Source organism: Streptomyces sp. HPF1205, from assembly GCF_020400825.1.
GTDB lineage: Bacteria > Actinomycetota > Actinomycetes > Streptomycetales > Streptomycetaceae > Actinacidiphila.
Genome location: NZ_JAINVH010000006.1, coordinates 201,630 through 227,805 on the forward strand (window position 1 = coordinate 201,630; position 26,176 = coordinate 227,805).

Genomic DNA, 26,176 nt, shown 5'->3' on the forward strand with positions numbered 1-26,176 from the left:
GGAGGCGGCCCCACGTCGTGGTACGGTTGAGACACAACGACGCGGGGTGGAGCAGCTCGGTAGCTCGCTGGGCTCATAACCCAGAGGTCGCAGGTTCAAATCCTGTCCCCGCTACGGTACGGAGAGGCCCGAAGTCAATCGACTTCGGGCCTTTTCACTTGAACCGGGGACATGGTCGTGTGCGTGTTTGACAGTGGGCGATGTCGGGAAGTCGGGAAGTCGACATAACGCTGAAGTGACCAAGCCGGTTGCGGTATACCAGGTGTACGCCGGGAGCGGTTGGTGCGAGCATGGGGCTTATGGGGGATGGTGCGAAGCTTCTGAACACTCGTCAGAGCCATGGCAGGCATGGGTCCGCGGGTCGCCCGGCCGCGCCCGCGGAGGAGGGGGCCGGGCCCGCGGTCGCGCGGCTGCTGCCCGCGCCGCGCGTCGAGGAGGCGCCCGTGCGGGCGCCCGAGGAGGGGGCCGGCCCGGAGCGCGGCGCCCAGGGCGGCGAGCCCGTGCTGCTCAGCGAGCTGCCCGACGAGGAGACCCTCGCCATGCGCGAGGAGGCCGAGATCGAGGCGCGCCACCGCAAGGCGGCCGAGCAGGGCGACCCGGGGGCGATGAGCGCCCTGGGCACCCTGCTGCTGCGGCGCGGCGACCTGGACGGCGCGGAGCCTTACCTGCGGGCCGCCGTCCAGCACGGCGACCGGGCCGCCGCGAACAACCTGGCCCTGCTGCTGCACCAGCGCGGGTACGCCGACGAGGCGGCCGGCTGGTGGCGGATCGCCGCCGTCGCGGGCTCCGCGCCCGCCGCGCACGCGCTCGGCCGGCACCACCGCGAGCGGGGCGACGAGCCCGCCGCCGAGTACTGGCTGCGGCAGGCCGCCGACTCCGGCCACACCCTGGGCGCGTACGCCCTGGCGGAACTGCTCGACCACCGCGGGGACGTCGGCGCCGAGCGCTGGTACCGGGTCGCGGCCGAGCACGGGCACCGCGAGGCCGCGTACCGGCTGGCCAGGATCTGCGCGGGGCGCGGCCACGACCGCGAGGCCGAGCAGTGGTACCGGCAGGCCGCCGCGCGCCGCCACCGGCGGGCCGCGCTGCGCCTGGGCACCCTCCTGGAGGAGCGCGGCGAGGTCAAGGAGGCCGGGCACTGGTACCTGACGGCCGCGCGGGACGGCGAGGCACGGGCGGCCTGCGCGCTGGGCTTCCTGCTGCGCGACGCGGGCGACCTCGACCAGGCCGCGACCTGGTGGCGGCGCGCCGCGCAGGCGGGCGACGGCAACGCGGCGAACGCCCTCGGCGCGCTGCACGCCGAGGAGGGCGAGACGCAGACCGCCGAGCGCTGGTACCGCACGGCCATGGCGGCCGGCGACATCAACGGCGCCTACAACCTCGGGCTGCTGTGCGCCGCCCAGGAGCGCTCCGGCCAGGCCGAGCAGTGGTACCGCCAGGCGGCCTACGCCGGACACCGCGAGGCGGCCAACGCGCTCGCCGTGCTGCTGCTGCAGCGCGGGGACGCCGCCGGCGCCGAGCCCTGGTTCTCCAAGGCGGCCGAGGCCGGATCCGTCGACGCGGCCTTCAACCTCGGCATCCTCTTCGCCGGCCGGGGCGACCACGACACCGCCCGCCGCTGGTACGAGCGGGCGGCCGCCGCCGGGCACGCGGAAGCCGCCCTCCAGGTCGCGATCGCGCTCCAGCGGGAGGGCGACCACCACGCGGCCGAGCGGCACCTGCGGTGCGCGGCGGGCGGGGGCAGCCCCGAGGCGGCGTACCGGCTCGGCGCGCTGCTCAGCCGGCGCGAGCGCGAGGAGGACGCGGCCGCCCGTGAGGACGACGCGGTCGCCCGCGGCGAGGCCGAGGAGTGGTACGAGCGGGCCGCCCGCCAGGGCCACGCCCGCGCCCAGGTGCGGCTCGGCATGTTCGCGGCCAAGCGCGGCGACGTCGTGGGCGCCGCCCACTGGTACCGGCGTGCCGCGGAGTCCGGCTCGCGAAACGGCGCCTTCAACCTCGGCCTGCTCCTGGCCCGCGAGGGCTCGGAGCCCGAGGCGGCCCTGTGGTGGACCCGCGCCGCCGACGCCGGCCACGGCCGCGCCGCGCTGCGCATGGCCCTGCTGTCCGCCCGCCACGGCGACCTGTCCGCCGCCCAGTCCTGGTGCGCCCGCGCCATGGCCTGCGGCCCCCCGGAGGTCGCCGAGCGCGCCGCACGGCTGACCAACGCCGTGGCCCACGAACTGACCGCCTGAGCGCCACCCCCGCGGTCCCGCTGACGCGCCCTCTCCGGACGGCCACCGTTCACCTGGCCCCCGGGGGGGGCGCACTCGGTCCCCGGGGACCGTTCCCGCCGCGGTGGCTCCCGCCTCCGGGGCTGCCGTTCCTCCCGTGCCGGGGGCTCCCGCCTTCGGGCTGCCGTTCCTCCGTGCCGGGGGCTCCCGCCTCCGGGGCTGCCGTTCCTCCCGTGCCGGGGGCTCCCGCCTCCGGGGCTGCCGTTCCTCCCGCCTTCGGGCTGCCGTTCCTCCCGCCCCGGGGGCTCCCGCCTCCGGGGCTGCCGTTCCTCCCGTCCCGGGGGCTCCCGCCTCCGGGGCTGCCGTTCCTCCCGTGCCGGGGGCTCCCGCCTCCGGGGCCGCACCTGTGGGTGGCGGTTCGCGCCGGCGTGGTCGGCAGCCGTCAGGCGGTGGTTCGGGCACGGGGACGACTGCCCCGGCGCGCCCCGGCGCGCGGTGGGATCGCGCGCCGGGGGCGCCCTTTCGGGAGGGCCCGCGGTCCTGAGCGCTCCCGGCGGAGCCCACCCGCGGCCCGCACGCCCCGCCCGGCCGGGCGGACCGGACGGGAATGGATTTGGTGGCGTCACCGTGCGTGCCGTAAGATTGAGTCATCCGACGCGGGGTGGAGCAGCTCGGTAGCTCGCTGGGCTCATAACCCAGAGGTCGCAGGTTCAAATCCTGTCCCCGCTACGAAGAGGTGGAGAAGGCCCGGAGGCGCGAGCCCCCGGGCCTTCTTCTTGTTCCGGCAAAGTCCGGCGCACCGGGTTGGTGCCGGGCGCGCCCGCGGGAGATCCTGGAGCCGGAGGGCCCGCGGCGGCGCACGCGCACGGGAGGAGCGGGCCGACCGGAGATCCCAGGCGAAGCGTGGAGGCGGGATTGCTGCGCAGACGGCGACGCCGGTCCGCGGTCACCGTGGACACAGGACGCTGGACCGTGTGGTGCGCCCGGGCGCTGAGCGGCCGCCGCGCGGACGTCGTCCCGCTGCTGGCCGGGTTGCGGGAGGCGGCCGACGACGGGCCCGCGTACGACAGGGCCGCCGCGCTGGACGCCCTCGGCCACGCCCCCGTCACGCTGCTGCTGCACCTGGACCGGCACGCGCGGCCGGGCGGCCTCACGAAGCGGCCGGACGACCCGGGCCCCGCCGACCTGCTGCGCCTCGTGACCGGCTCCTTCGACGCGGACGGCCGGCTGCGCGAGGCCGCCGTCGAGGGACTCGCGGGCAGCGGCGGGCCCCTGCCCGCGGCCGCGCTCACCCTCCGTACCGTCGACTGGGTGCCCGCGATACGCCGGAAGGCCGCCGCGGCCGTGCTGGCCCGCGGCGCCCCCGACGAGGTGGCCGCCGTGGTCCGCCTGCTGCTGAGGCTGGAGGGACGCCGCCGGGCCGGCGGGCTGCTGGCGGCGTACCGAGAGGTCCTCAGCGGGCCCGCGCACCGCCGTGCGGTACGCGCCCTGGCCGCCGACTCCGATCCCCCGGCCCGCAGGTTCGGCGTGGAACTCGCCCTCGACCTCGGCGACTACGTCCACGGCGACCTGCTGCGCACCGCCCTCCACGACCACGACCAGGTCTGCCGCAGGCTGTGCGCCCAGCGGCTGCTCGACCTCGACCCCGGCCAGGCCGGCCGGCTGCTGCGGGCAGGGGGCGCGGGCGTGCGGGAACTGGCGGTGGCCGCGCTGCCGGCCGACGTGCCCGCGGCCCGCCTCGTCCCCCTGCTCGCCGACCGCGCCCGGATGGTGCGGGCCCAGGCCCGCTGGCAGCTCTACCAGCGCGGCGAACCGCCCGCCGACGTCTACCGCCGGCAGCTCGTGAAGGCGCTGCGCGTCCAGGCGCCGCCGTCCGCCCTGCTGGCCGGGCTCGCCACGGGCCTCGGCGAGTGCGGGGACGCCGCCGACACCGAACTGCTCGCCCGCCTGCTCGGCCGGGAGCCCGCCGTCGTCCGCCGCGCCGCAGCCCGGGCGGTCGGCCGCCTGGCCAAACCCGACGAGCTCATCGGCCTGCTCGCCCCGCTGGCCAACGACTCCGACCCCGGCGTGGCCCGCGAGGTGTTCGAGGCGCTTGCCCGCGTCCCGGACGGCATACCCGCCGAGACCGCCTGGATAGGCCGCGTCCGCCGCGAACCCGCCGTACGCCGCGCCGCCGAGCGCGTCCGGCGCCGCTAGCCGCCGGCTGTATCGATCTGGCCGCCGTACGCCCGCCGGCCCCCCGACCGCGGCTGCCCGACGTCAGGCGCCGGCCCGCGTGCAGCGCGGGCACAGTCCCCGGTAGGTCACCTCGGCCGTCGAGACGGTGAAACCGAAGCGCTCGCTCGACGGGAGGGCGGCCAGCGGGTCACCCTGCGGGCGCACGTCGCGGATCGTGCCGCAAAGGGAGCAGACCAGGTGCTGGTGCGGGCGGTGCGCGTTGGGGTCGTACCGCTTGGCGCGCCCGTCGGTGGAGACCTCGGTGACCTCACCGATGCCCACGAGCTCGCCGAGCGTGTTGTAGACGGTCGCGCGCGAGATCTCCGGCAGCCGCTCGATGGCACGCGCGTGCACCTCGTCGGCGGTCAGATGGACGTGGTCGCCGTCGAGGACCTCGGCCACGACACGGCGCTGGGCGGTCAGCCGCCAGCCCCGCTCGCGCAGGCGTTCCAGCAGGTCACTCATGCTTCCAGCGTAACAGCGGGGTTCCGGAAGCAGAATCCTTCCGTAAGTAAGCCTCTTCTTGACTTGGATGAAGTCCAAGGTAGGATCGATTATCGGTGGGGAGATCTCGGCAGGCGGCCGGGAGGCGCGCTCCAGGCCCTGCGCGCCGCATCGCCGCCTGACCGGGCGGGGGCGCGAGGCGCCCCCGCGCGACGAAGGGACCGGACGCCATGGGGCTCCGGTCCCTTCCGTCGCTCCGGCCGTTCCTCACGCCGGGACGGTCACGCCGGGACGGCCGCCTGGGAGGGGGCCCAGCAGCGAACGATGTCGCGCATCGAGACGACGCCGACCGGATCCTGGCCGTCGAGGACGATGAGGTGGCGGAAGTTGCCGCGGAGCATGGCGCCCGCCGCCTCGGCGAGCGTCCACCCGGGGGTGGCGAAGACGACGTCGGTCGTGGTGTGGGAGTGGGCGTGTTCCTGGTCGGGGTCGAGACCCGCGCCGACCGCGTTGAGTACGTCGCGCTCGGTCAGTATCCCGAGCCCGTAGGTGTCGGGGTCGAGGACGATGGCCGCGCCGACCCGGCGGGCGGACATGAGCTGGGCTGCCTGGCGGAGGGTATGGGCGGGGCCGATGGTGAGGACCACCGTGCTCATCGCGTCGCGGACCAGCATGAAGGGGGACACCTCCTAGGGAGACGGCCGCGTGAACCCATTCACAAGTTCACAAGCGGGCGTGCTCTCATGGTCACACGGCCCCCGGTGCCCCACAAGGGGGCGCGCACGGCAGCCGGCGGTCGGCCAAGTGCCCCGCGCGCGGCCCCGTTCGGCGGTTGCCGACCGCCTGACGCGGTGTTACGACCGGCCCAGATAGCCCAGCAGCGCCTCGTGCAGCAGCCCGTTGGAGGCGGCCGCGTCGCCGCCGAACGGCCCCGGCGCGCCGTCGAGGGAGGTGAACCTGCCGCCCGCCTCCCGCACGATGACGTCGTTGGCGGCCATGTCCCACAGGCTCAGCTCGGGCTCCGCGCAGATGTCCACCGAGCCCTCGGCGACCATCATGTACGGCCAGAAGTCCCCGTATCCGCGGGTCCGCCAGCACGCGCGGGTCAGGTCGAGGAAGCCGCCCAGCCGGCCCCGCTCCTCCCAGCCGCTCAGCGAGGAGTACGCGAAGGAGGCGTCCGCGACCTGTGCCACCCGCGACACGCTCAGCCGGGTCGCCGACGACAGGCTGCGGCCGGTGTACGCCCCGCCGCCCTTGCTCGCCCACCAGCGGCGCCCCAGTGCCGGGGCCGACACCACACCGACCACCACCTCGTCGCCCCCCTCGCCGCGGACCACGAGGGCGATCAGCGTGGCCCACACCGGCACACCGCGCACGTAGTTCTTCGTGCCGTCGATCGGGTCGACGACCCAGCGGCGCGGGCCGCCGCCCTCGCCGCCGTACTCCTCGCCGAGCACCGCGTCGCGCGGCCTGGCGCGGGCGAGCTGACCGCGGATCAGCTCCTCGGCCGCCTTGTCGGCCTCGCTGACCGGGGTGAGGTCCGGCTTGGTCTCGACCTTGAGGTCGAGCGCTTTGAAGCGGGCCATGGTCGCGGCGTCGGCGGCGTCGGCGAGCACGTGGGCCAGCCGCAGGTCGTCGTTGTAGTCGGGCATGAGCCGAACAGTAGCGATCCCACCTGGTGACGGTCATGCACGCGCGGCCCGGGGCGGCCGGGGCGTGGCATCGCGGCGGGCACCGCCGAGCGCCGCCGGGTGCCGCGCGGAGCCTTGACAGCGCGTCCAGCCGCGTCAATATTTTCGGCACGGTCGCGGACCGCGGGAGATGTGTGGGCATGCGGCGGTTTGGAGGCGATGATGCCGACCGCGCGGGAATCACTCCTTGATGCGGCATTCGCCGCGCTCGGCGAACGCCCCTGGCAGGCCGTGCGGATGGGCGAGGTGGCCGCCGCGGCCGGGGTGTCGCGCCAGACCCTCTACAACGAGTTCGCCAGCAAGGAGGGGCTGGCCCGCGCCCTGGTGCGGCGCGAGACCGACGCGTATCTGGCGGGCGTGGAACGGGCGTTGGCGCTCGCCGGGCTCGACGGGGGCGACGCGGGGGAGTGCTTCGCGGCCGCCGCCGGCTGGACGCTGCGCACCGCCCGCCGCAGTCCGCTGGTCCGCGCGGCCCTCACCGGAAGCCGCGTGCCCGGCCGCCTCCCGCTCCCCGACCTCGTGACGGCCCTGCACACCCGCGCGGTCCGCGCCCTCACGGCCGGCTTCCCCGAACTGCGCCCCGAATCCGTCGTATGGGCCTGCGAGGCGGCGATCCGCCTCACCCTCTCGTACGTGATCGCGCCCGCCGCGACCGAGGAGGACGCCTGCCTGCGGGTCGCCCACCTGGTCCGCAGCCTCCTGTCCCGGCCGCCCGGCTGAGCTCCCCGTACCCGCGGACCTCCCCGCCTGCCTGCGGCGGCCTCCCCTGATCGGGGGCCGGGGCCGTCAGTGGGCGGAGCCGGAGATCTGCAGGCCGATCACGCCGACGATCACCAGCGAGATGGACACCAGCTTCAGGGCCGAGACGATGTCACCCAGGAAGGCCATGCCGTAGATCGCCGTCCCGGCCGCCCCGATGCCCGTCCACACGGCGTACGCGGGCCCGACGTCCAGCTTCTTCAGCGACAGGGTGAGCAGGCCGAACGACCCGAGCGCGAACAGGCAGAAGGCCACGGTGGGCCACAAGCGAGTGAACCCGTGCGAAAGCTTCAGGCAGACGGCGAACCCGGTCTCGAAGAATCCCGCGACCACCACCAGGAGCCACGCCATCGGGTAGCCCTCCGTTTCCGTCCCGCCGTTGCGCTGTGCGCGTGCCGTGTGCCGTGTGCCGTGTGCCGTGTGCTGAGTGTGCGGTGTCGATCATCACACAAGGGGGTGCCGGGTGGGGGGTACGGGCGGATAACGAAGTGCCGGGGTGCGCGACGGGCTCAGTCGCCCTCGCGGCGCTCGCGGGTGGACAGCAGGCGGCGGAGGGAGTCGAGGCGGGCGGGTTCCGCGTGGCCCTCGGCGACCCAGGCGTCGAGGGCGCAGTCGGGTTCGTCGTGGGAGCAGGCGCGGGGGCAGCCTGCGGTGCCCGGTTCGAGGTCGGGGAAGGCGTGGATGACCCGCGAGGGGTCGATGTGGGCCAGGCCGAAGGAGCGGACGCCGGGCGTGTCGATGACCCACCCCGCGTCGCCGGGCAGCGGCAGGGCCAGCGCGGACACGGTGGTGTGGCGCCCCCGCCCGGTCACCGCGTTGACCACACCCGTCAGCCGCTGACGCTCCACCAGGGCGTTGACCAGCGTGGTCTTCCCGACCCCGCTGTGGCCCACGAACGCGGTCGTCCGCCCGGCCAGCCGCTCGCGCACCGCCTCGACCTCGCCGGCCAGCAGGTCCTCCTTCTTGGTGACGACATGCGCCACGTCCAGCGCCCCGTACGTCTCCAGCAGCGGTTCGGCCGGCGCCAGGTCGGACTTGGTGAGCACCAGGAGGGGGTCGAGCCCGGCGTCGAACGCCGCCACCAGGCAGCGGTCGATCAGCCGCGGCCGCGGCTCGGGATCGGCCAGCGCGGCCACGATCGCGAGCTGGTCGGCGTTGGCGACGACCACTCGTTCGTACGGGTCGGTGTCGTCCGCCGTCCGGCGCAGCACCGACGAGCGCTCCTCCACCCGCACGATCCTGGCCAGCGTGTCCTTCGCCCCTGACAGGTCGCCGACGACCGCCACCCGGTCGCCGACCACCGCCGACTTGCGGCCCAGTTCGCGCGCCTTCATCGCGGTGATCTCGCGGTCGTCGACGAGTACGGTGAGCCGCCCGCGGTCCACGGTCAGCACCATGCCCTCGGCCGCGTCCTCGTGCTTGGGCCGGATGCTGGTGCGCGGCCGGTTGCCCTTGGGGTTGGGGCGGACGCGCACGTCGTCCTCGTCCGGGTTCTTGCCGTAGCGGCGCATGGCGTCCCGTCAGCCCCGCCCGGCCCGGGAGCCGTCCGCCGGGCTGCCGGAGCCGTACGCCGGGCCGGCCGGGTCGTGCGCCGCTTCGGTCGGGCCGTCGGAGCCGCCGGGGCCGTCCGCCGGACCCGCCAGCATCCGCGTCCACAGCTCGGGGAAGTCCGGCAGCGTCTTCGCGGTCGTCGCCACGTTCTCCACCTCGACGCCCTCGACCACCAGGCCGATGACGGCCGCGGCGGTCGCCAGCCGGTGGTCCTCGTACGTGCGGAACAGCCCGCCGTGCAGCCGCTGCGGCCGGATCAGCAGTCCGTCGTCGGTCTCGGTGACGTCGCCGCCCAGACCGCCGAGCTCCTTGGCGAGCGCGGCCAGCCGGTCGGTCTCGTGCATCCGCAGGTGGGCGATGCCGGACAGCGTGCTCTCCCCGTCGGCGAGCGCGGCGACGGCGGCGACGACCGGGGCCAGCTCGCCCACGTCGTGCAGGTCGGCGGTGATGCCGTGGACCGTGCCGGTGCCGGTGAAGGTCAGGCCCCTGTCGGTCAGCTCGTACGAGCCGCCCATCTCGGTGAACAGCGTCCGCAGCGCGTCGCCGGCCTGGGTCGTGCGGCGCGGCCAGCCGGGGATGGTCACCCGGCCGCCGGTGAGCAGCGCGGCGGCCAGGAAGGGGGCCGCGTTGGACAGGTCGGGCTCCACCGTCAGGTCCCGGCCGAGCAGGGCGCTGGGCGCCACCCGCCACACGTCGCGGACGCCGCCGTCCTGCGGGGTGTCCACCTTGGCGCCCGCGGTGCGCAGCATGTTCACGGTCATCCGGATGTGCGGCAGCGACGGCAGGGTGCGGCCGGTGTGGCGCAGCTCCAGTCCCTTGTTGAAGCGCGGCGCGGACAGCAGCAGGGCGCTGATGAACTGGGACGACTTCGAGGCGTCCACCTCCACGCCGCCGCCCGCCAGCGAGCCCGCGCCGTGCACGGTCATCGGCAGCGAGCCGCGGCCCTCGTCCTCGATCCGGGCGCCCAGCGTGCGCAGCGCGTCGATCACCCCGCCCAGCGGCCGCTCGTAGGCCCGCGTGTCGCCCACGAACCGCACCGGGCCGTCGGCGAGCGCGGCCACCGGCGGCAGGAAGCGCATCACCGTGCCCGCGTTGCCCACGTCCACGGTGGCCGGGCCGTGCAGGCCCGCCGGGATGATCCGCCAGGCCTCGCCGCCGTCGGGGTTGACCGTCTCGTCGATCTGCACTCCCATGGCCCGCAGCGCGTCGGCCATCAGGGATGTGTCGCGGCTGCGCAGGGGCCTGCGGACCCAGCCGGGTTCCGTGGAGTGCGCGGCCAGCACCAGAGCGCGGTTGGTCACCGACTTGGAGCCGGGCACCGTGACGGTAGCGTTCACGGCGCCGGTCGCGGTCGGCGCCGGCCACAGGTCGTTCTGCGGCGTGCTGTCGGTCATGGGCGCAAGCGTAGTGGCTGGAGTACCGGGAGATAAGTCGGCGAATGCGGCGAAACCCACTGGAAACAGGAAGGGGGGCTTCCGGTCGCGTCGCCGCGGTCCGTTCCGGCCCCGCGGGTACGCCGCCGGCCTGTCCCGTACGGGGCCCCTCACCTGGGCAGGAGCCAGCGCGCGCCCGCCACCAGGGAGCAGAGGGCGACGGCGTAGAACAGCAGGAGCCACAGGCCGGCCGGGGTGTGGGTGAGGCGGCCGAGCTGGTCGGCGTCGGAGCCGCCGCCGCGGTCGCGCCGGCGGCTGCGCTGCAGCTCGGCGACCGGACGGGCGCCGCCCAGCAGCAGGAACCACACCACCAGGTAGGCGAACGCGGCCTGCACCTGGGCCTTGGTCAGCCAGGACACCGCGAGGAACAGCGCGCAGGTGAGCACCACGGTCAGCGCCCCGTAGGCGTTGCGGATCATGACCAGCATGACCAGCAGCAGCGCCGTCGCCCCCCACAGCAGCGCGGTGATGTGGCCGGCCGCCAGGAGCCCGGCGCCCGCCAGGCCCAGCAGCGGGGGGGCGGTGTAGCCGGCCGCGGCCGTCAGCACCATGCCCAGGCCGTGCGGCTTGCCGCGGGAGACGGTCAGGCCCGAGGTGTCGGAGTGCAGTCGTATGCCGTCCAGGCGGCGGCCGGTCAGCAGGGCCAGCAGGCCGTGGCCGCCCTCGTGCGCGATGGTCACCGCGTTGCGGACTATCCGCCACACGCCGTGCGTCGCCACCGAGGCCAGCGCGAGCAGGGCGGTCACCCCCACCAGCCAGCGCGACGGGTCGGGTTGGGTGCCGGTGAGCCGGTCCCACATCTGTGTGATGCTCGCGACGTTCATTTCGCTGTGCGGTCCTTGCCTTTCGGGGCCTCTCGGGGCCGATCGGGGCCGATCCCGGCCGATCGGGCGCGCGGTCATGGCAGTCTGGCAGCCATGTGCGGTCGATATGCGGCGAGCCGGAAACCCGAGGATCTCGCGGGCCTGTTCGAGGTGGAGAAGTGGGACCCCACCGAGACGCTCGCGGCGGACTGGAACGTGGCTCCGACGAAAGACGTCCATGCGGTACTCGACCGTCCGGTACGGGACTCCGGTTCCCCGGACCCGGTGCGGCAGCTACGGGTGCTGCGCTGGGGACTGGTCCCGTCGTGGGCCAAGACGCCCGACGGCGCGGCCAGGATGATCAACGCGAGGTCCGAGACCGCCCTGGAGAAGCCGTCGTTCCGCCGCGCCATGGCCGCCCGGCGCTGCCTGATACCCGCCGACGGCTATTACGAGTGGATGACCGGGGTCGAGGAGCTCGAACTGGAGCAGCAGGGCAAGCGCAAGCGGCCGCGCAAGCAGCCGTACTTCATCACTCCCGCCGACGGCTCGGTGTTCGCGATGGCCGGGCTGTACGAGTTCTGGCGCGACCGCACCCTGCCCGACGACCATCCGCGGGCCTGGTGGGCGACCTGCTCGGTGCTGACCACCGCCGCCGAGACCACCGACCTGGCCGGGTACGCGGACGGTCCCGGCGGCGGCCCGCGCTCGCTGGCCGACATCCACCCGCGGATGCCGCTGATGATGACGCCCGACCGCTGGGACGCCTGGCTGGACCCGGCCACCACCGACCCCGACGAGCTGCGCGACCTGATGGCCGCCCCGCCGCCGGGCCTGCTGCGGGCGTATCCGGTCGGCACCGACGTCAGCAACGTCCGCAACAACGGCCCCCAGCTCGTCGAGGAGCTTCCGGCGCCCGAGGAAGCCACACTGTTCTAGTGGGCGAGCAGCAGACGCGAGGGCGGACCGAGGAGTCGTCGGGCCGGCGGCCGGGGCAGCCGCGCCAGGAGTACGCCGACACGCCCGCGGGTCCCGCCCGGATCACCTGGCACCCGGCGGCCCGGCCGCGCAGCGTCCTCGCCCTCGGGCACGGCGCGGGCGGCGGCATCGAGGCGCGCGACCTGGTGGCGCTCGCGCGGGCCCTGCCCGGACGCGGGGTGAGCGTGGCGCTGGTCGAGCAGCCGTGGCGGGTGGCGGGCAAGAAGCTGGCGCCCGCGCCCAAGACGCTCGACGCCGGGTGGACGGCCCTGTGGCCGGCTCTCGCCGCGCCGGGGCTGCCGGTGGTCGCCGGCGGGCGCAGCGCCGGGGCGCGGGTGGCGTGCCGTACCGCGAAGGAGACGGGCGCGGCCGCGGTCCTCGCGCTGGCCTTCCCGCTGCACCCGCCGGGCCGGCCCGAGCGGTCACGGGCCGGGGAACTGGTCGCGGGGGGCCTGGCGTGCCCGCTGCTGGTGGTGCAGGGCGGCAACGACCCCTTCGGGCGGCCGGCGGAGTTCCCCGAAGGCCACAAGCCGGTCGAGGTGCCGCACGGCGACCACGGCTTCAAGGTGCCGGCCCGGGCCGAGCCGGGCCAGGAGGAAGCGCTGGACCTGCTGACCGGGGCGGTCAGCGACTGGCTGGCCGGGCTCGGACATGCATCCGCTCGCCCTGCCGGCCGAAAAGGCTGAGCACCTCCACCGGTTGCGGCCCGGCCGGCCCGAACCAGTGCGGCAGCCGGGTGTCGAACTCCGCCGCCTCCCCGGCCCGCAGCTCCAGGTCGCGCTCCGCGAGCAGCAGCCGCAGCCGGCCGGACAGCACGTACAGCCACTCGTAGCCCTCGTGGGTGCGCTGCTCGGCCGGCGGCCCGGGGTCGATGACCAGCTTGTACGCCTGCAGGGCCCCGGGCTGCCGGGTCAGCGGCAGGACGGTCATCCGGTCGGTCCTGCGCGGCGTCGCGCGCACCCGCGGGTCGCCCACCTCGGGCGCGCCGACGAGTTCGTCCAGCGGCACCTGGTGGGCGCGGGCCAGCGGCAGCAGCAGCTCAAGGGTGGCCCGGCGGCGGCCCGACTCCAGCCGGGACAGCGTGCTCACCGAGATCCCGGTGGCCGCCGAGAGCGCCGCCAGGGTCACGCCGCGCTCCATCCGCGCCGCCCGCAGCCGCGTCCCCACCCCGGCCAGCGTCCGCTCCACCTCGTCGTCCTGGGCGTTATCGTCGCTCACACCCCCAGTGTCCCGCGTGTCTTGCGGATCCGGCAAAAGGGTTTGCCACGCGAGAGGGGCGCGGCAGGGCGCGGGCGCGGCCGGGGCACGCCCCTCCCACCGGCATTCGCCGTCCTCGGCACCTTCTCGGCACCCGCTCTGCACCCCCTCGGCACCCGCTCTGCACCCCCTCGCCAACCCCCGCGAACCCCCGGGAATGACGACAGCACTGTCGGCGTTGTCAGTGCCGCAAGCATGAGAGCGGTACAGCAGTGACGAAGCACGGTGAGAGAGGCAGACCGCATGGTTCCAGCCGCATGCCGGCCGTCCGGCCAGGCCATGGCGCACGAGGCAGCCGCGCCCTATCTCGACTGGGCCCAGTGGGCCGGCAAGCGGGATGCCAAGGGTGAGTCCGGCGCGGCCGTCCCAAGTGCAATATCCTCCCAGACGAGCGTGTCCGCACATGGGCTCGCACGCGTCACCGAGGAGGTGGGTCCGGTCACCGGCACCGACGACAGCACGGCGAACACCACGGGTGTGTCCGGCCGGGAAGCACAGGAGAGCGACCGGGAGCGCACCGCGCGCTTCGAGCGCGACGCCATGGGCTACCTCGACCAGATGTACTCGGCCGCGCTGCGGATGACCCGCAATTCGGCCGACGCCGAAGACCTGGTCCAGGAGACGTACGCCAAGGCGTACGCGTCCTTCCACCAGTTCCGCGAGGGCACCAACCTGAAGGCGTGGCTGTACCGCATCCTCACCAACAGCTTCATCAACTCCTACCGCAAGAAGCAGCGCGAGCCGCTGCGCAGCGGCTCCGAGGAGATCGAGGACTGGCAGCTCGCCCGCGCCGAGTCGCACATGTCGACCGGCCTGCGGTCCGCGGAGGCCCAGGCCCTCGACCACCTGCCCGACTCCGACGTCAAGGAGGCGCTGCAGGCGATCCCCGAGGAGTTCCGCATCGCGGTCTACCTCGCCGATGTCGAGGGCTTTGCCTACAAGGAGATCGCGGACATCATGGGTACACCCATCGGCACGGTGATGTCCCGGCTGCACCGGGGACGTCGCCAGTTGCGCGAGCTGCTGGAGGACTACGCCCGGGAGCGCGGGCTGGTCCCGGCGGGCGCGGGAGACGAGAAGGGCGCGGAACAATGAGTTGCGGCCACCCGCATGAGACCGACTGCTCCGAGGTGCTCGAACACCTCTACGAGTATCTCGACGACGAGATGTCCGACGACGCCTGCGCCAAGTTCCGCGAGCACTTCGACGAGTGCCACCCCTGCCTGGAGAAGTACGGGCTGGAGGCGGCCGTGAAGAAGCTGGTCAAGCGGTGCTGCGGCTCCGACGACGTGCCGACCGACCTCCGGTCGAAGGTCATGATGCGGATCGAGCTCATCCGGGCCGGGGAATCGGCGCCGGACACCGTGCCGGGCGCGGAGGCTTCTCACCCGATCGGGTGAGCTGACGGTGAGGGTGCGGTGAGTCGCCCCACCCGGTGACACGGCAGCGGCGGGCGCGGCCCTTCCTCACGGACCCGAGGGTCCGGCGGGGCGGGGCCGCGCCCGCCGCTCGTTTCGCCGGGTGCCGGTACGCGCCCCACCAGGGCATGGTTGGATGCCCGTCGGGACGGCAAGGAGGTCCGTGGTGGCCGGCCCCTTGCCGGGGGCCGCATTTCGGGCTGAGACGGCAGACAGAATGTGCAAGGTTGGTGTCGTACGGGGGGCGTGAACGCGGTGCGGGAAGGCGACGTCCTGGCAGGAAACGGCTGATCGGGCAGGCGGGTAACGACGTTGAAGATCTTCGGCAGAGTGCGGCACCGGCCGTCGCCGACCTGGCGGCAGGCCACCGACCGGGCGTTCTCACTGATCGACGACGGCCGTTACGAGGACGCGGGCGCGCTGCTCACCCGGGCCGCCGACCTCGAACCGTGGCTGTCGGAGTCCTGGTACAACCTGGCCCTGCTGCACAAGTTCCGGCACGACTGGGCGCAGGCCAGGATCGCCGGGCTGCGCGCGGTCGCGCTGCTCGACCGCCCGGTCGGCGCGCCCGACTGGTGGAACCTGGGCATCGCCGCGACCGCCCTGCAGGACTGGCCGCTGGCCCGCCGCGCCTGGCAGGCGTACGGCCTGCGGATGCCGTCCGGCACCGCGGAGCGCATCGGCGAGGAGTCGGTCCGGATGCCGCTGGGCAGCGCCGCCGTGCGGCTGTCCCCCGAGGGCGAGGCCGAGGTGGTCTGGGGCCGCCGGCTCGACCCGGCGCGCATAGAGGTGCTCTCGATCCCGCTGCCGTCCTCCGGCCGCCGCTGGGGCGAGGTCGTCCTGCACGACGGGGTCCCGCACGGCGAGCGGGCCACGTCGGACGCGCTGGGCGGCCCGGCCGTCTACCCGGTCTTCGACGAGATCGAACTGTGGGCGCCGTCCCCCGTGCCGACCTGGCTGGTGCTGCTGGAGGCCGCCACCGAGGCCGACCGCGACGCCCTTGAACGGCTGGCCGCCGAAGCCGGGTACGCCGCCGAGGACTGGTCGTCCTCGGTCCGGCTGCTGTGCCGTACGTGCTCCGAGAGCCGGATGCCCACCGACGACGGCTCCGCCGCCACCCGCGACCCCCACGACCAGGGCGAACCCGGCCACCCCGGCCATCTGAGCCACCTCAGCCACGGCAGCGAGGGCCCGCAGTGGTCGCAGGAGCGCGAGTGCGGCATCGCGGCTCCCGCCGGCCTGGTCCGCGGCCTGCTCGACGGCTGGGTCGCCGACAGCCCGGACAGCCGCGCCTGGCGCGACCTCGAAGAGGTGTGCTGATTTTTTCCGGGCTCGGTTCGCCTCCGGGTGCTTGAACCCGGTGTCGGGGGCCGGGCCGGTCGGGGCGTGGAGGCACTCTTGCCCGGGCCCGTACGATTGGGAGGATCACTTTCGGGTTCCGGGAAGGCGTACGGCTCAGATGTCCCAGCAGCAGATCGAGCAGGACCAGGCGTTCATCGACGATGTGGCGGACGCCGAGGCGCGCGAGCAGGCGTACCGCGAGCGCGGCACGGCCCGCCCGATCACCGTGGTCGGCAACCCGGTGCTGCACCGCGAGTGCAAGGACGTCACGTCCTTCGACGACGACCTCGCCGCCCTGATCGACGACATGTTCGCCAGTCAGCGCGCAGCCGAGGGCGTGGGCCTGGCCGCCAACCAGATCGGCGTCGACCTGAAGGTGTTCGTGTACGACTGCCCGGACGACAACAACGTCCGGCACGTGGGCGCGGTCTGCAACCCGGTGCTGGAGGAGCTGCCCGCCGAGCGGCGCCGGCTGGACGACTCCAACGAGGGCTGCCTGTCCGTACCCGGCGCCTACAAGGAGCTGGCCCGCCCCGACTACGCCGTGGTCCGCGGCCAGGACGCCCAGGGCAACCCGATCCGCGTCCAGGGGACCGGCTACTTCGCCCGCTGCCTGCAGCACGAGACGGACCACCTGTACGGCCGCCTCTACATCGACCGGCTGTCCAAGCGCGAGCGCAAGGACGTGCTGCGGCAGATGGCCGAGGCCACCCCGAGGTTCGAGACGGTCCCGAACGACTGAGGCGGCCCCGGCCGCGGGCTCACCGGACGCGCGGGCCGGGCGCAGTGGACGCGGGGAGTTCAGGCGGGGCTCGCCGACCGGCATCGAACCGGGCCTGCCGACCCGATGCCCTGCCGATGCCCTGTTGCCTCGCGACGCCGAGGCCTTGGCGCCGCGAGGCCTTCGCACTATCGCGCCGAGACGATCGCCTCCGCCGCCGCCTCCCCGCAGACCCTGGCGGCGCCGTGGGTCGCGACGTGCAGGGCGCCCGCGGGCGGGGCCTGGGGTACACCCATCTCGACCACGACCGTGTCCGGGCGGGCGGCCAGCAGGGCGGCCACGGCGGAGGCCATCCACGGGTGCCGGTGCATGTCGCGGACCACGGCCACGACCGGCCGCGGGCCGGCCGCGGCGAGCAGGCCGGTGACGTCCTGCGAGCGGTAGGTGCCGGTCTCGGTGCCGGGCAGGAGGCGTTCGAGTTCGGCGGCCACTCCCCACGGCGTCACGTCGCCGACGGCGATGTTGGCGACCGGGGTGAACGCCGCGACATAGGGCGGCGAGGACAGCGGGGTGAAGCCGGGGCCGCGGGTGACGCGCACGGCACGCCGGGCCGCCTCCAGGCCGACGCCGGGGTCGGGCGCGAGTTCTTCCGCCGCCCCCGAGCGTTCGGCGGCCCACGCGGCCAGCGCCCGTACCCGGGCCGCCGCGTCGGCGAGACGTTCGGCCGGCAGGGAGCCGTCCCGTACGGCCGCGACAATGGCGTCGCGCAGCGCCAGGACGGTGTCCTCGTCCGACAGGCCGCCGCCCACGCAGATGGCGTCGGCGCCCGCGGCGAGCGCCATGACGGTGCCGCGCCGGATCCCGTAGGTGTCGGAGATCGCCCGCATCTCGATGCCGTCGGTGACGATCAGGCCGTCGAAGCCGAGGCCGCCGGCCGGGGCGGGGGCGCGCAGCAGGCCGGTCAGCGCGGCGCGGGACAAGGTGGCGGGCAGGTCCGGGTCGAGGGCGGGCACCAGGATGTGCGCGCTCATCACGACCTTGGCGCCGGCCTCCAGCGCGGCCCGGAAGGGCACGAGTTCGCGGGAGCGCAGGGTGTCCAGGTCCACGTCGACGCGGGGCAGCGCGAGATGGGAGTCGGTCGCGGTGTCGCCGTGGCCGGGGAAGTGCTTGACACTGGCGGCGACCCCGGCGGACTGCAGGCCCGCCACGTAGGCGGCGGTGTTGCGGGCCACGAGTGCGGGGTCGGCGCCGAAGGACCGTACCCCGATGACCGGGTTGCCGGGGTCGGAGTTGACGTCCGCGGAGGGCGCCCAGTCGAGGTTGACCCCGCACCCGGCCAGCCGGCGGCCCAGTTCGGCGGCCACCGCCCGGGTCAGCTCCACGTCGTCCACGGCGCCCAGCGCCAGGTTGCCGGGGAAGGACGAGCCGCCGCGCGACTCGATACGGGTGACGTCGCCGCCCTCCTCGTCGGCTGCGACCAGGACGTCGGGGCGCACTTGCCGCAGCCGGGCGGTCAGCGCGGCCACCTGCTCGGGCGTCTCGATGTTGCGGGAGAACAGGGCGACCGAGCCCAGCCCCTCCTCCAGGCGGCGCAGCACCCAGTCCGGGGCGGTGGTGCCGGTGAAGCCGGGCTGGAGGACGGCGAGCGCGTCGCGGGCCAGGGAGCCGGAGGTGTCGCCGGCGGGGGCGACGGGCGCGGCCCCGGACGAGTGGGCGGAAATGGCGGTCATCCCTTCACCGCGCCGGCGGTCAGGCCGGCGGCCATCTTGCGCTGGACAAGGAGGAACAGCACCACGATGGGGATGCCCATCATGGTCGATCCGGCCATCATCGGAGCGTATTCGGTGCCGTGCTGGGTGGTGAAGCCGCTCAGCCACACCGTCGCCGTCTGGTGCTCCTGGCTCATCACCAGCAGGGCGTAGAGGAACTCGTTCCACGCCTGGATGAAGCCGTAGATCGAGGTGGCGACCAGGCCGGGGGCCAGCAGCGGGAAGACCACGCGCAGGAAGGCCCCGGTGCGGCCGCACCCGTCCACCATCGCGGCCTCCTCCAGCTCCTTGGGGATGTTGACGAGGAAGCCGCGCAGCGTCCACACGGTGAAGGGCAGGATGAAGGTCAGGTAGGTCAGTACGAGGCCGGACAGCTTGTCGATCTGGTGGATCCGGTTGAGCAGCAGGAACACCGGGATGATCATGGCCACCAGCGGCACCATCTGGACGGTCAGGATGCCGACGACGACGATCTTGCGGCCGCGGAAGGCGAACCGCGAGATGGCCAGGGCCGCCAGCAGCCCGATGACCGCGCCGATCACCACGGTGGCCGCGCTCACGACGAGGCTGCGCTCGACCGGCCCCCAGAAGTCGCTGATGTCCAGCGCCCGCCGGAAGTTCTCCAGCGACACGGGGTACGGGAAGAAGTGCGGGGTCGGGTCGATGGCGTCCTTGGCCGGTTTGAAGGCCGTGTTGAGCATCCAGTACACCGGGAAGGCGCTGACGGCGAACACGATCAGGCCCAGGACGTCGTACGTGATCCTGCCGCGGCGCCTGCGGGCGGCGAGTGCGGCGGCCCTGGCGGACGGCGTCACCCGGTCCGCGGGCGTCGTGGTCGGTGCGCTCACTCCACCTCTCCGATCTTCAGCATCTGCCGCATGTACACGGCGACCACACCCATCAGCAGCACCACGGTGATCAGCGCGATCGCCGAGCCCGTGGCGTAGTCGTTCACGCCGAACGCCTTGTCGTACGAGTACGTCGTCAGGAGCTGGAACCCCGGCTCGGGATGGCCGCCGCGCATCAGCCACACCTGCGGGAAGACGCCCATGTCCCAGATCACCGACAGGGTGGTCATCATGACCACCAGCGGCTTGATGATCGGGAAGGTCACGTAGCGGAAGACGCCGAGGGCGCCCGCGCCGTCGAGGCGCGCGGCCTCCTCCAGTTCCTTGGGCACCTGGGTGAGGCCGGCGCCCAGGGTGACGGCGACGAACGGGATCGCGCCCCACACCACCAGCAGCATGATGACGGTCAGGCCCTCGGGGCCCGAGGCGAACCAGTTGTGCCCGTCGTAGTCCACCCCGGGCAGCCTGCTCAGCACCCAGTTGACGACGCCGTAGTCGGTGTCGAACATCCACTTGAAGACGGTGACGGCGACCACGACCGGCATCGCCCAGCTCGCCACCAGGGCGATGTTGATCAGCGCCTTCACCCACGGCGAGACCCGCTGCAGCAGCAAGGCGACGAGCATCCCCGCGACCATGGTGACGAGGACGGCGACGCCGGCGAAGACGACGGTGCGGACGACGACGTGCCAGAACTCGCCGTCGCTCAGGATCGCCCGGTAGTTGTCGAAGCCGACCCAGGTGGCGGGCTTGAAGCCCCACAACTGCGGCTTCTTGTAGTCCTGGAAGGACAAGGTGGCCAGGCGCACGAGCGGATAGCCCAGCACCAGGCCCAGCACCAGCAGGCAGGGCGCCAGCAGCAGCCATGGCGCCGCCCAGCGGACGAGGCGGCCGCCGCCGCGCGGCCGGCGCGGGATCCCCCGCCGCGGCGGGGGAGGTGACGAGTGCCGCGGTGGCGGCACCTTTGCGGTGGTTGTCTCGGCGGCACTCATCACGCGCTCCTCGGCATCCGGTGTCTGCTGCTGGGCGGATCGGGTCAGGTCAGTTCTTGACGTTGATGACCTTGTCGATCGCGGAGTCCGCGTCCTTCGCCGCCTGCTGCACCGACTTCTTGCCGGTGGCGATGGCCTGCAGCATGTCCTGCAGGGTCTTCTGCTTCTCGACGGTGCCCCAGCCGGGAGCGGTGGGCACGAACCAACTGCTCCTGGCCGCCTCGGCGGTGACCGCGGAGGCCGGGTCCGACTGCAGGGCGGCGAGCTGGGTGGTGTTGTTGGGCAGGTTGCCCTTGCCCATCAGGCCCTGCTGGCCCTTGGTGTTCGTGAAGTCCTCGATCCACTCGGCGGCCAGGTCCTGCGCCTTGGACTTCGTCGGCACGGCCAGGTCCGAGCCGCCGAGGAAGACCGGGAGCTGCTTGCCGGACGGGCCGGGCATCACGAAGTTGACGAGGTTGTCCTTCAGCTTGCCGCCGGTCTTGTCGAACTTCGGGTCGGCGGCCGAGGGCGCCTCCCAGCCGGGCGCGTAGATCATGGCGGCCTTGCCCTGGCCGTAGACGATGTACCGGTCGGACTCGTCCTTCGTCAGGTCGCCGTGCATGTACCTGGCCTCGGCGTTCTTCCAGGCGGTCAGGCCCTGGACCGCGGCGGGGTCCTCCAGCGTGCCCTTCCACTGGCCGCCGTCCTGCTTGGCTATGGCGCCGCCGGCGTCGTAGACGAAGGACATCGCGGCGTACCAGTCGCGGGTGGGCTGGTACCAGGCGCTGAACTTCGAGCCCTCCTTGGCCTGGATCCTGTCCAGGTCGGCGGTCAGTTCGGTCCAGCTCTTGGGGGTGCCGGAGACGCCGGCGGCGGACGCGACGTCCTTGCGCCAGGTCGCGATGCGGGCGGCGGCGTAGTACGGGACGCCGTAGGTGTGGCCGTCGTAGGTGACGGACTGCTTCAGGCCGTCCAGCCACGTGCCGGAGTTGTCGAACTTCGACGGGTCGAGCTGCGCGAAGGCGCCCTCGGCCATGTACGGCACCATCTCGGTGTTGCCCATCTCGACCACGTCGGGGGCCTTGTCGGTGGCGAGCACCGCGTCGAGCTTGGCGTTCTTGTCCGGCCAGGCGTAGTACTCGTGGTCGACCTTCAGGCCCGGGTGCTTGGCGACCAGCGCGTCGTCGGCGGCCTTGACCAGTTCCGGCCAGTTGTGCTGCGCGTCGACGGTGAGCCAGACCGTGATCGACTTGGGCGCCGACGAGCCGCTGCCGCCGGCCTTGCCGCCGTTGTCGTCCTTCTTGCCGGACCCGCAGGCCGCGACACCGGCGATCATGGTCGCGACGCCGATCGCCGCGATGAGCTTGCGCTTCACGCCACCCTCCTCAGGGATGCCCGAAACTCCCCCCATCACCCGAAATGCCGGTCTCCGCGGGGCATGCGGGAGCCGCGTGGCGCTCGTGGGTCTGGGATCGGCCTTATTGGTGTAGACCAGTAATCGGAGCTTGGCCTAGACCTTTAGGGGTGTCAAGGGTGTATAAGAGCACAGGTCGGCTCCGTTACCGGACCGACACCTCGGCACCGGGCTTCCGGACCGCCTCCCTCCTGCGGGGCGGCCCGTGCCACCATGTGAGCCGCGATCAACGGAGGAAGCCGGTGCGGGAACGACAGCAGTCGGGAGTGGACGTCATGGGCAGCGACGCGGGCACGGCGGCGGAGGCCACGGGGAACGGGGCCGCGGGCCGCACCGCCCGCGTGCCCAAGTACTACCGGCTGAAGCGGCATCTGCTGGACATCACCCGGACCATGCCGCCCGGCACCCCCGTACCGCCCGAGCGCACCCTGGCCACCGACTTCGACACCTCCCGTACCACCGTGCGCCAGGCCCTGCAGGAACTGGTCGTCGAGGGCCGCTTGGAGCGCATCCAGGGCAAGGGCACCTTCGTCGCCAAGCCCAAGGTCTCCCAGGCCCTGCAACTGACCTCGTACACCGAGGACATGCGCGCCCAGGGCCTGGAGCCGGCCTCCCAGCTGCTCGACATCGGCTACATCACCGCCGACGACCGCCTCGCCGAACTCCTCGACATGAAGGCCGGCGGCCGGGTGCTGCGCATCGAACGCCTGCGGCTGGCCAACGGCGAACCCATGGCCATCGAGACCACCCACCTGTCGGCCAAGCGCTTCCCGGCGCTGCGCCGCAGCCTGGCCAAGCACACCTCGCTCTACACCGCCCTCGCCGAGGTCTACGACGTCCACCTCGCCGAGGCCGAGGAGACCATCGAGACCTCCCTGGCCACCCCGCGCGAGGCCGGCCTGCTCGGTACGGACGTGGGGCTGCCGATGCTGATGCTCTCCCGGCACTCCATCGACACCACAGGTGAACCGGTCGAGTGGGTGCGGTCCGTCTACCGCGGCGACCGCTACAAGTTCGTGGCCAGGCTCAGCCGCCCGGCCGACTGAGCCGGTCCCGCCCGCCGGCCGGCCCGGGACCCGTCACCGATCGTGTCCGCACCGTTGTACGCGCAGGTAGTGACGGGTGTCGGTACCTTCCCTTAGATTGCCGCGCGAGTCAGACCGCAGCTCTAGGGGACGGGAGCACTGCTTTGTCCGAAGATCAGCCGGTCCGGTCGGGAGAACCGGTCCAGTCGGTGCGGGGGGTGCGGCCGCCGGTCGTCACCCCCCGGCGCGTGGTGGCCGGAATCTGCATCGTCATTCCGTTCGTCGCCATGCTGTGGGTGAACTCCTACTCACGGACGACGCCCCAGTTCATCGGCATCCCCTTCTTCTACTGGTACCAGATCGCCTGGGTCCCGGTCACGGCCGCGCTGACCTACGCCGCCTACGCCCTGGTGCGGGCCGAGGAGCGGGCGCAGCGGGCACACGGGGAAGGAGCGGGCCGGTGAAGAACGACGTCAACGGCGTCGCCCTCGGCGTCTGCCTCTTCCTCTTCCTCGTCGTCACCGTGATGGGCTTCATGGCCGCCCGCTGGCGCCGCGCGCAGGACGCCCTCCACCTCGACGAGTGGGGTCTGGGCGGGCGCAGCTTCGGCACCTGGATCACCTGGTTCCTGCTCGGCGGCGACCTCTACACCGCGTACACCTTCGTCGCGGTGCCCGCCGCCATCTACTCCGCGGGCGCGGCCGGCTTCTTCGCGGTCCCGTACACGATCGTCGCCTACCCGCTGGTCTTCCTGTTCCTGCCCCGGCTGTGGTCGGTGTCGCACCGGCACGGGTACGTGACCCCGTCCGACTTCGTCCGCGGCCGCTACGGCTCCAAGACCCTGTCGGTGGCCGTGGCGATCACCGGCATCGTGGCCACCATGCCGTACATCGCGCTTCAGCTCGTCGGCATCCAGGCGGTGCTGAACGTGATGGGCATCGGCGGCACCGGCAACTGGTTCGTCAAGGACCTGCCGCTGTTCATCGCCTTCGGTGTGCTCGCCGCCTACACCTACTCCTCCGGCCTGCGGGCGCCGGCGCTGATCGCCTTCGTCAAGGACGCGCTGATCTACATCGTCATCGCCGTGGCGGTCATCTACATCCCGTACAAGCTGGGCGGCTTCGACGACATCTTCCACCACGCCAAGGACGCCTACGCCGTCAAGAACCCGGTGACCGGCAAGCCCAAGGGCTCCCTGGTGACCGCGCCCAAGGCGCAGTGGACGTACGCCACCCTCGCCATGGGCTCGGCGATGGCCCTGTTCATGTACCCGCACTCGGTGACCGGCGTGCTGGCGAGCAAGAGCCGCAACACCATCCGCCGCAACACCACCATCCTGCCGCTGTACTCGCTGATGCTCGGCCTGCTGGCCATGCTCGGCTTCATGGCGCTGGCCGACGGCGTCGGCAAGGGCGTCAAGGGCTACAACGCGCAGCTCGCCATCCCGCAACTGTTCGAGAACGTGTTCCCCTCGTGGTTCGCGGGCGTGGCCTTCGCCGCCATCGCCATCGGCGCCCTCGTACCGGCGGCCATCATGTCCATCGCGTCCGCCAACCTCTTCACCCGCAACATCTACAAGGACCTGTTCCGGCCCGACGCCACCCCCGCGGAGGAGACCCGGGTCTCGAAGCTGGTCTCCCTGGTGGTGAAGATCGGCGCACTCGTCTTCGTCCTCGCCATGGACAAGACCGTGGCCATCAACTTCCAGCTGCTCGGCGGCATCTGGATACTGCAGACCTTCCCGGCCATCGTCGGCGGCCTGTTCACCCGCTGGTTCCACCGCTGGGCGCTGCTGGCCGGCTGGGCCGCGGGCATGGCCTACGGCACCTGGAAGGCGTACGACCAGGCCAGCCCGGCCCAGCATCACTTCGGCGGCAACGCCGACACCATTCCGGGTATCGGCGAGAAGGGATACATCGGCCTCACCGCGTTCGCCCTCAACGTCGGCGTGGTGATCGTGCTCACCCTCGTCCTGAACCTCCTGAAGGTCCCGGCCGGCGCCGACGAGACGGCTCCCGCCGACTACCTCGCAGAGGCCGAGGAGACGCCGCAGGCCAAGCCGGACGAGCCTGGCGTGGCGCCGGGACTGCCCGAGCCCAGCCCCGCGGGGTAGGCCACGAGGGGCGCGGGGAGGGTTCCCCGCGCCCCTCCTCCTTTACGGCGGACGGGAGCTTTACGCGCTCAGCTCGCGCCCGGGGTCGCGGAAGGCGCGGCGGTACGCCTGCGGGGTCGTGCCCACCCACCGGGCGAAGTGGTGGCGGAAGGTCGCCGCGTTGCCGAACCCCGCGCGCACCGCGATGGAGTCGATCGTCCCGTCCGTCGCCTCCAGCAGTTCGCGGGCGAGCAGCACCCGCTGGCCCAGGAGCCACCGGTAGGGCGTCGTGCCCGTCTCCTGCTGGAAGCGCCGGGCGAAGGTGCGCGGCGACATGTGGGCCCTGGCGGCGAGTTCCTCGACGGTCACCTCGCGGTCGAGGTGGCGTTCCATCCACGACAGGACGCCGGCCACGGTGTCGCTCTTGGCGCGGGGCAGCGGCCGGTCCACGTACTGCGCCTGCCCGCCCTCGCGGTGCGGCGGCACCACCATGCGGCGGGCGATCCCGTTGGCCACGGCGCTGCCCTGCTCCTTGCGCACCAGGTGGAGGCAGGCGTCGATGCCGGACGCCGTACCGGCCGAGGTGATCACCCCGCTGTCGTCCACGTAGAGGACGTCGGGCTCGACCCGGGCTTCGGGGTAGCGGCGGGACAGCGCCTCGGTGTGCCGCCAGTGCGCGGTGCAGCGGCGCCCGTCCAGCAGCCCCGCGGCGCCGAGGACGAAGACGCCCGAGCAGACCGACAGCACCGTGGCCCCCCGGTCCACCGCGCGGCGCAGCGCGGCGAGCAGCTCGGGCGGGTAGTCCCGCTCCACGTAGGTGTCACCGGCGGGGACCGCGATCATGTCCGCGTCCTCCAGCCTGTCCAGGTCCGGGTCGACGAGCACGCGGAAACCGGCGTGCGTGGTCAGCTCGCGCCCCTCCGCCGAGACCACCGCGAAGTCGTACACCGGCAGGCCCTCGTCCCCGCGGTCCAGCCCGAAGATCTCGCACACCACCCCGAGCTCGAACGGATGCACGCCGTTCAGCAGCACGGTCACCACGTTCCTCAGCATGGCGTCCACGATGCCACGTGGCAGGATGTTGCGGTAGTACGGCAGTGCTGCCACTGGGCGGCGGTCAGCACCAAGAGCAGGCTTGACCCATGACAGTTCTCCTCGACATCGCCGCCCTGGGGGCCCTCGTACTGGCCCTCACCTTCGTCCCGGCGCTGGGCCACCGGGCCGACCGCAGGAT

Annotated in this window: 25 protein-coding genes and 2 tRNA genes; 14 read left to right on the forward strand and 13 right to left on the reverse strand. The window is 73.3% G+C overall.

The annotated features are described in order from the left end of the window. Window positions 1-40: 40 nt before the first annotated feature. The 4 genes from K7G61_RS09565 to K7G61_RS09580 all read left to right on the forward strand — a co-directional run bounded on the left by K7G61_RS09565 (window position 41) and on the right by K7G61_RS09580 (window position 4,406). Window positions 41-114 (forward strand) — tRNA-Met (locus tag K7G61_RS09565). Window positions 115-539: 425 nt separating this feature from the next. Then, on the forward strand, window positions 540-2,231 hold the full coding sequence (locus K7G61_RS09570) for a tetratricopeptide repeat protein (RefSeq protein ID WP_225846355.1): 1,692 nt from the start codon (window positions 540-542) through the stop codon (window positions 2,229-2,231). A 634-nt stretch (window positions 2,232-2,865) separates the two neighbouring features. Further along, window positions 2,866-2,939: transfer RNA gene (locus tag K7G61_RS09575), tRNA-Met, on the forward strand. A 222-nt stretch (window positions 2,940-3,161) separates the two neighbouring features. Further along, window positions 3,162-4,406, forward strand: coding sequence for a HEAT repeat domain-containing protein (locus K7G61_RS09580; RefSeq protein WP_225846274.1), 1,245 nt, complete (start codon window positions 3,162-3,164; stop codon window positions 4,404-4,406). A 63-nt stretch (window positions 4,407-4,469) separates the two neighbouring features. Here K7G61_RS09580 and K7G61_RS09585 read toward each other — a convergent pair whose 3' ends face one another. The 3 genes from K7G61_RS09585 to hisN all read right to left on the reverse strand — a co-directional run bounded on the left by K7G61_RS09585 (window position 4,470) and on the right by hisN (window position 6,523). Continuing rightward, window positions 4,470-4,892 (reverse strand): Fur family transcriptional regulator, encoded by a 423-nt coding sequence (locus tag K7G61_RS09585; RefSeq protein ID WP_225846275.1) that lies wholly within the window; start codon window positions 4,890-4,892, stop codon window positions 4,470-4,472. A gap of 260 nt (window positions 4,893-5,152) precedes the next feature. After that, complete coding sequence (locus K7G61_RS09590) at window positions 5,153-5,545, reverse strand: cyclic nucleotide-binding/CBS domain-containing protein (RefSeq protein ID WP_225846276.1); 393 nt, start codon at window positions 5,543-5,545, stop codon at window positions 5,153-5,155. 180 nt (window positions 5,546-5,725) lie between these two features. Continuing rightward, window positions 5,726-6,523, reverse strand: coding sequence for a histidinol-phosphatase (gene hisN, locus K7G61_RS09595; protein ID WP_225846277.1), 798 nt, complete (start codon window positions 6,521-6,523; stop codon window positions 5,726-5,728). 201 nt (window positions 6,524-6,724) lie between these two features. Here hisN and K7G61_RS09600 point away from each other — a divergent pair, with 201 nt between their 5' ends. Next, window positions 6,725-7,282, forward strand: coding sequence for a TetR family transcriptional regulator (locus K7G61_RS09600; RefSeq protein ID WP_225846278.1), 558 nt, complete (start codon window positions 6,725-6,727; stop codon window positions 7,280-7,282). Window positions 7,283-7,348: 66 nt separating this feature from the next. Here K7G61_RS09600 and K7G61_RS09605 read toward each other — a convergent pair whose 3' ends face one another. From K7G61_RS09605 to K7G61_RS09620, 4 genes are all read right to left on the reverse strand, one after another. Continuing rightward, on the reverse strand, window positions 7,349-7,672 hold the full coding sequence (locus K7G61_RS09605; RefSeq protein ID WP_225846279.1) for a multidrug efflux SMR transporter: 324 nt from the start codon (window positions 7,670-7,672) through the stop codon (window positions 7,349-7,351). A 158-nt stretch (window positions 7,673-7,830) separates the two neighbouring features. After that, complete coding sequence (gene rsgA / locus K7G61_RS09610; RefSeq protein ID WP_225846280.1) at window positions 7,831-8,832, reverse strand: ribosome small subunit-dependent GTPase A; 1,002 nt, start codon at window positions 8,830-8,832, stop codon at window positions 7,831-7,833. A gap of 9 nt (window positions 8,833-8,841) precedes the next feature. Further along, window positions 8,842-10,266 (reverse strand): 3-phosphoshikimate 1-carboxyvinyltransferase, encoded by a 1,425-nt coding sequence (gene aroA, locus K7G61_RS09615; RefSeq protein ID WP_225846281.1) that lies wholly within the window; start codon window positions 10,264-10,266, stop codon window positions 8,842-8,844. A 149-nt stretch (window positions 10,267-10,415) separates the two neighbouring features. Then, window positions 10,416-11,129 (reverse strand): M50 family metallopeptidase, encoded by a 714-nt coding sequence (locus K7G61_RS09620; protein WP_225846282.1) that lies wholly within the window; start codon window positions 11,127-11,129, stop codon window positions 10,416-10,418. A 93-nt stretch (window positions 11,130-11,222) separates the two neighbouring features. Between K7G61_RS09620 and K7G61_RS09625 the strand changes: the two genes are divergently transcribed. Together K7G61_RS09625 and K7G61_RS09630 are read left to right on the forward strand one after the other, a co-directional pair. Further along, entirely contained in the window at window positions 11,223-12,047 is an 825-nt protein-coding gene (locus tag K7G61_RS09625; protein ID WP_225846283.1) for an SOS response-associated peptidase, read from the forward strand. A 101-nt stretch (window positions 12,048-12,148) separates the two neighbouring features. Continuing rightward, window positions 12,149-12,772, forward strand: a complete 624-nt coding sequence (locus tag K7G61_RS09630) for an alpha/beta family hydrolase (protein WP_225846356.1) — start codon at window positions 12,149-12,151, stop codon at window positions 12,770-12,772. On the opposite strand, the gene K7G61_RS09635 is transcribed toward K7G61_RS09630, so the two are convergent. Further along, entirely contained in the window at window positions 12,711-13,304 is a 594-nt protein-coding gene (locus K7G61_RS09635) for a helix-turn-helix domain-containing protein (RefSeq protein ID WP_225846284.1), read from the reverse strand. The genes K7G61_RS09630 and K7G61_RS09635 overlap by 62 nt on opposite strands. A 468-nt stretch (window positions 13,305-13,772) precedes the next feature. On the opposite strand from K7G61_RS09635, the gene K7G61_RS09640 reads away from it, so the two are divergent. The 4 genes from K7G61_RS09640 to def all read left to right on the forward strand — a co-directional run bounded on the left by K7G61_RS09640 (window position 13,773) and on the right by def (window position 16,844). Then, a complete protein-coding gene (locus K7G61_RS09640; RefSeq protein WP_374204099.1) occupies window positions 13,773-14,438 on the forward strand; it encodes a sigma-70 family RNA polymerase sigma factor in 666 nt (221 codons plus the stop codon). Next, entirely contained in the window at window positions 14,435-14,743 is a 309-nt protein-coding gene (rsrA, locus tag K7G61_RS09645; protein ID WP_225846285.1) for a mycothiol system anti-sigma-R factor, read from the forward strand. The genes K7G61_RS09640 and rsrA overlap by 4 nt, the downstream gene beginning before the upstream one ends. Before the next feature lie 330 nt (window positions 14,744-15,073). Then, the gene (locus K7G61_RS09650) at window positions 15,074-16,081 is read left to right on the forward strand and encodes a tetratricopeptide repeat protein (protein ID WP_225846286.1); all 1,008 of its coding nucleotides are present in this window, start codon (window positions 15,074-15,076) and stop codon (window positions 16,079-16,081) included. Between the two features lie 139 nt (window positions 16,082-16,220). Next, window positions 16,221-16,844, forward strand: a complete 624-nt coding sequence (gene def / locus K7G61_RS09655) for a peptide deformylase (protein WP_225846287.1) — start codon at window positions 16,221-16,223, stop codon at window positions 16,842-16,844. A 167-nt stretch (window positions 16,845-17,011) separates the two neighbouring features. On the opposite strand, the gene K7G61_RS09660 is transcribed toward def, so the two are convergent. The 4 genes from K7G61_RS09660 to K7G61_RS09675 all read right to left on the reverse strand — a co-directional run bounded on the left by K7G61_RS09660 (window position 17,012) and on the right by K7G61_RS09675 (window position 21,786). Further along, on the reverse strand, window positions 17,012-18,553 hold the full coding sequence (locus K7G61_RS09660) for a glycoside hydrolase family 3 protein (RefSeq protein WP_225846288.1): 1,542 nt from the start codon (window positions 18,551-18,553) through the stop codon (window positions 17,012-17,014). Beyond that, on the reverse strand, window positions 18,550-19,353 hold the full coding sequence (locus K7G61_RS09665) for a carbohydrate ABC transporter permease (protein ID WP_374204100.1): 804 nt from the start codon (window positions 19,351-19,353) through the stop codon (window positions 18,550-18,552). The genes K7G61_RS09660 and K7G61_RS09665 overlap by 4 nt, the downstream gene beginning before the upstream one ends. Window positions 19,354-19,436: 83 nt before the next feature. Continuing rightward, window positions 19,437-20,432: a carbohydrate ABC transporter permease gene (locus tag K7G61_RS09670; protein WP_225846289.1), complete on the reverse strand. Its 996-nt coding sequence runs from the start codon at window positions 20,430-20,432 to the stop codon at window positions 19,437-19,439. A gap of 49 nt (window positions 20,433-20,481) precedes the next feature. Next, window positions 20,482-21,786 carry an extracellular solute-binding protein gene (locus K7G61_RS09675; protein WP_225846290.1) on the reverse strand — a complete coding sequence of 435 codons (1,305 nt, stop codon included), beginning with the start codon at window positions 21,784-21,786 and terminating at the stop codon, window positions 20,482-20,484. 314 nt (window positions 21,787-22,100) lie between these two features. On the opposite strand from K7G61_RS09675, the gene K7G61_RS09680 reads away from it, so the two are divergent. From K7G61_RS09680 to mctP, 3 genes are all read left to right on the forward strand, one after another. Continuing rightward, complete coding sequence (locus tag K7G61_RS09680; protein ID WP_225846359.1) at window positions 22,101-22,871, forward strand: GntR family transcriptional regulator; 771 nt, start codon at window positions 22,101-22,103, stop codon at window positions 22,869-22,871. A 143-nt stretch (window positions 22,872-23,014) separates the two neighbouring features. Continuing rightward, complete coding sequence (locus tag K7G61_RS09685) at window positions 23,015-23,314, forward strand: DUF3311 domain-containing protein (protein WP_225846291.1); 300 nt, start codon at window positions 23,015-23,017, stop codon at window positions 23,312-23,314. Then, on the forward strand, window positions 23,311-24,963 hold the full coding sequence (gene mctP / locus K7G61_RS09690; protein WP_225846292.1) for a monocarboxylate uptake permease MctP: 1,653 nt from the start codon (window positions 23,311-23,313) through the stop codon (window positions 24,961-24,963). Before K7G61_RS09685 ends, mctP begins: the two co-directional genes overlap by 4 nt. Window positions 24,964-25,023: 60 nt before the next feature. On the opposite strand, the gene K7G61_RS09695 is transcribed toward mctP, so the two are convergent. Then, window positions 25,024-25,995 (reverse strand): helix-turn-helix domain-containing protein, encoded by a 972-nt coding sequence (locus tag K7G61_RS09695; protein WP_225846360.1) that lies wholly within the window; start codon window positions 25,993-25,995, stop codon window positions 25,024-25,026. Window positions 25,996-26,176 lie beyond the last annotated feature (181 nt).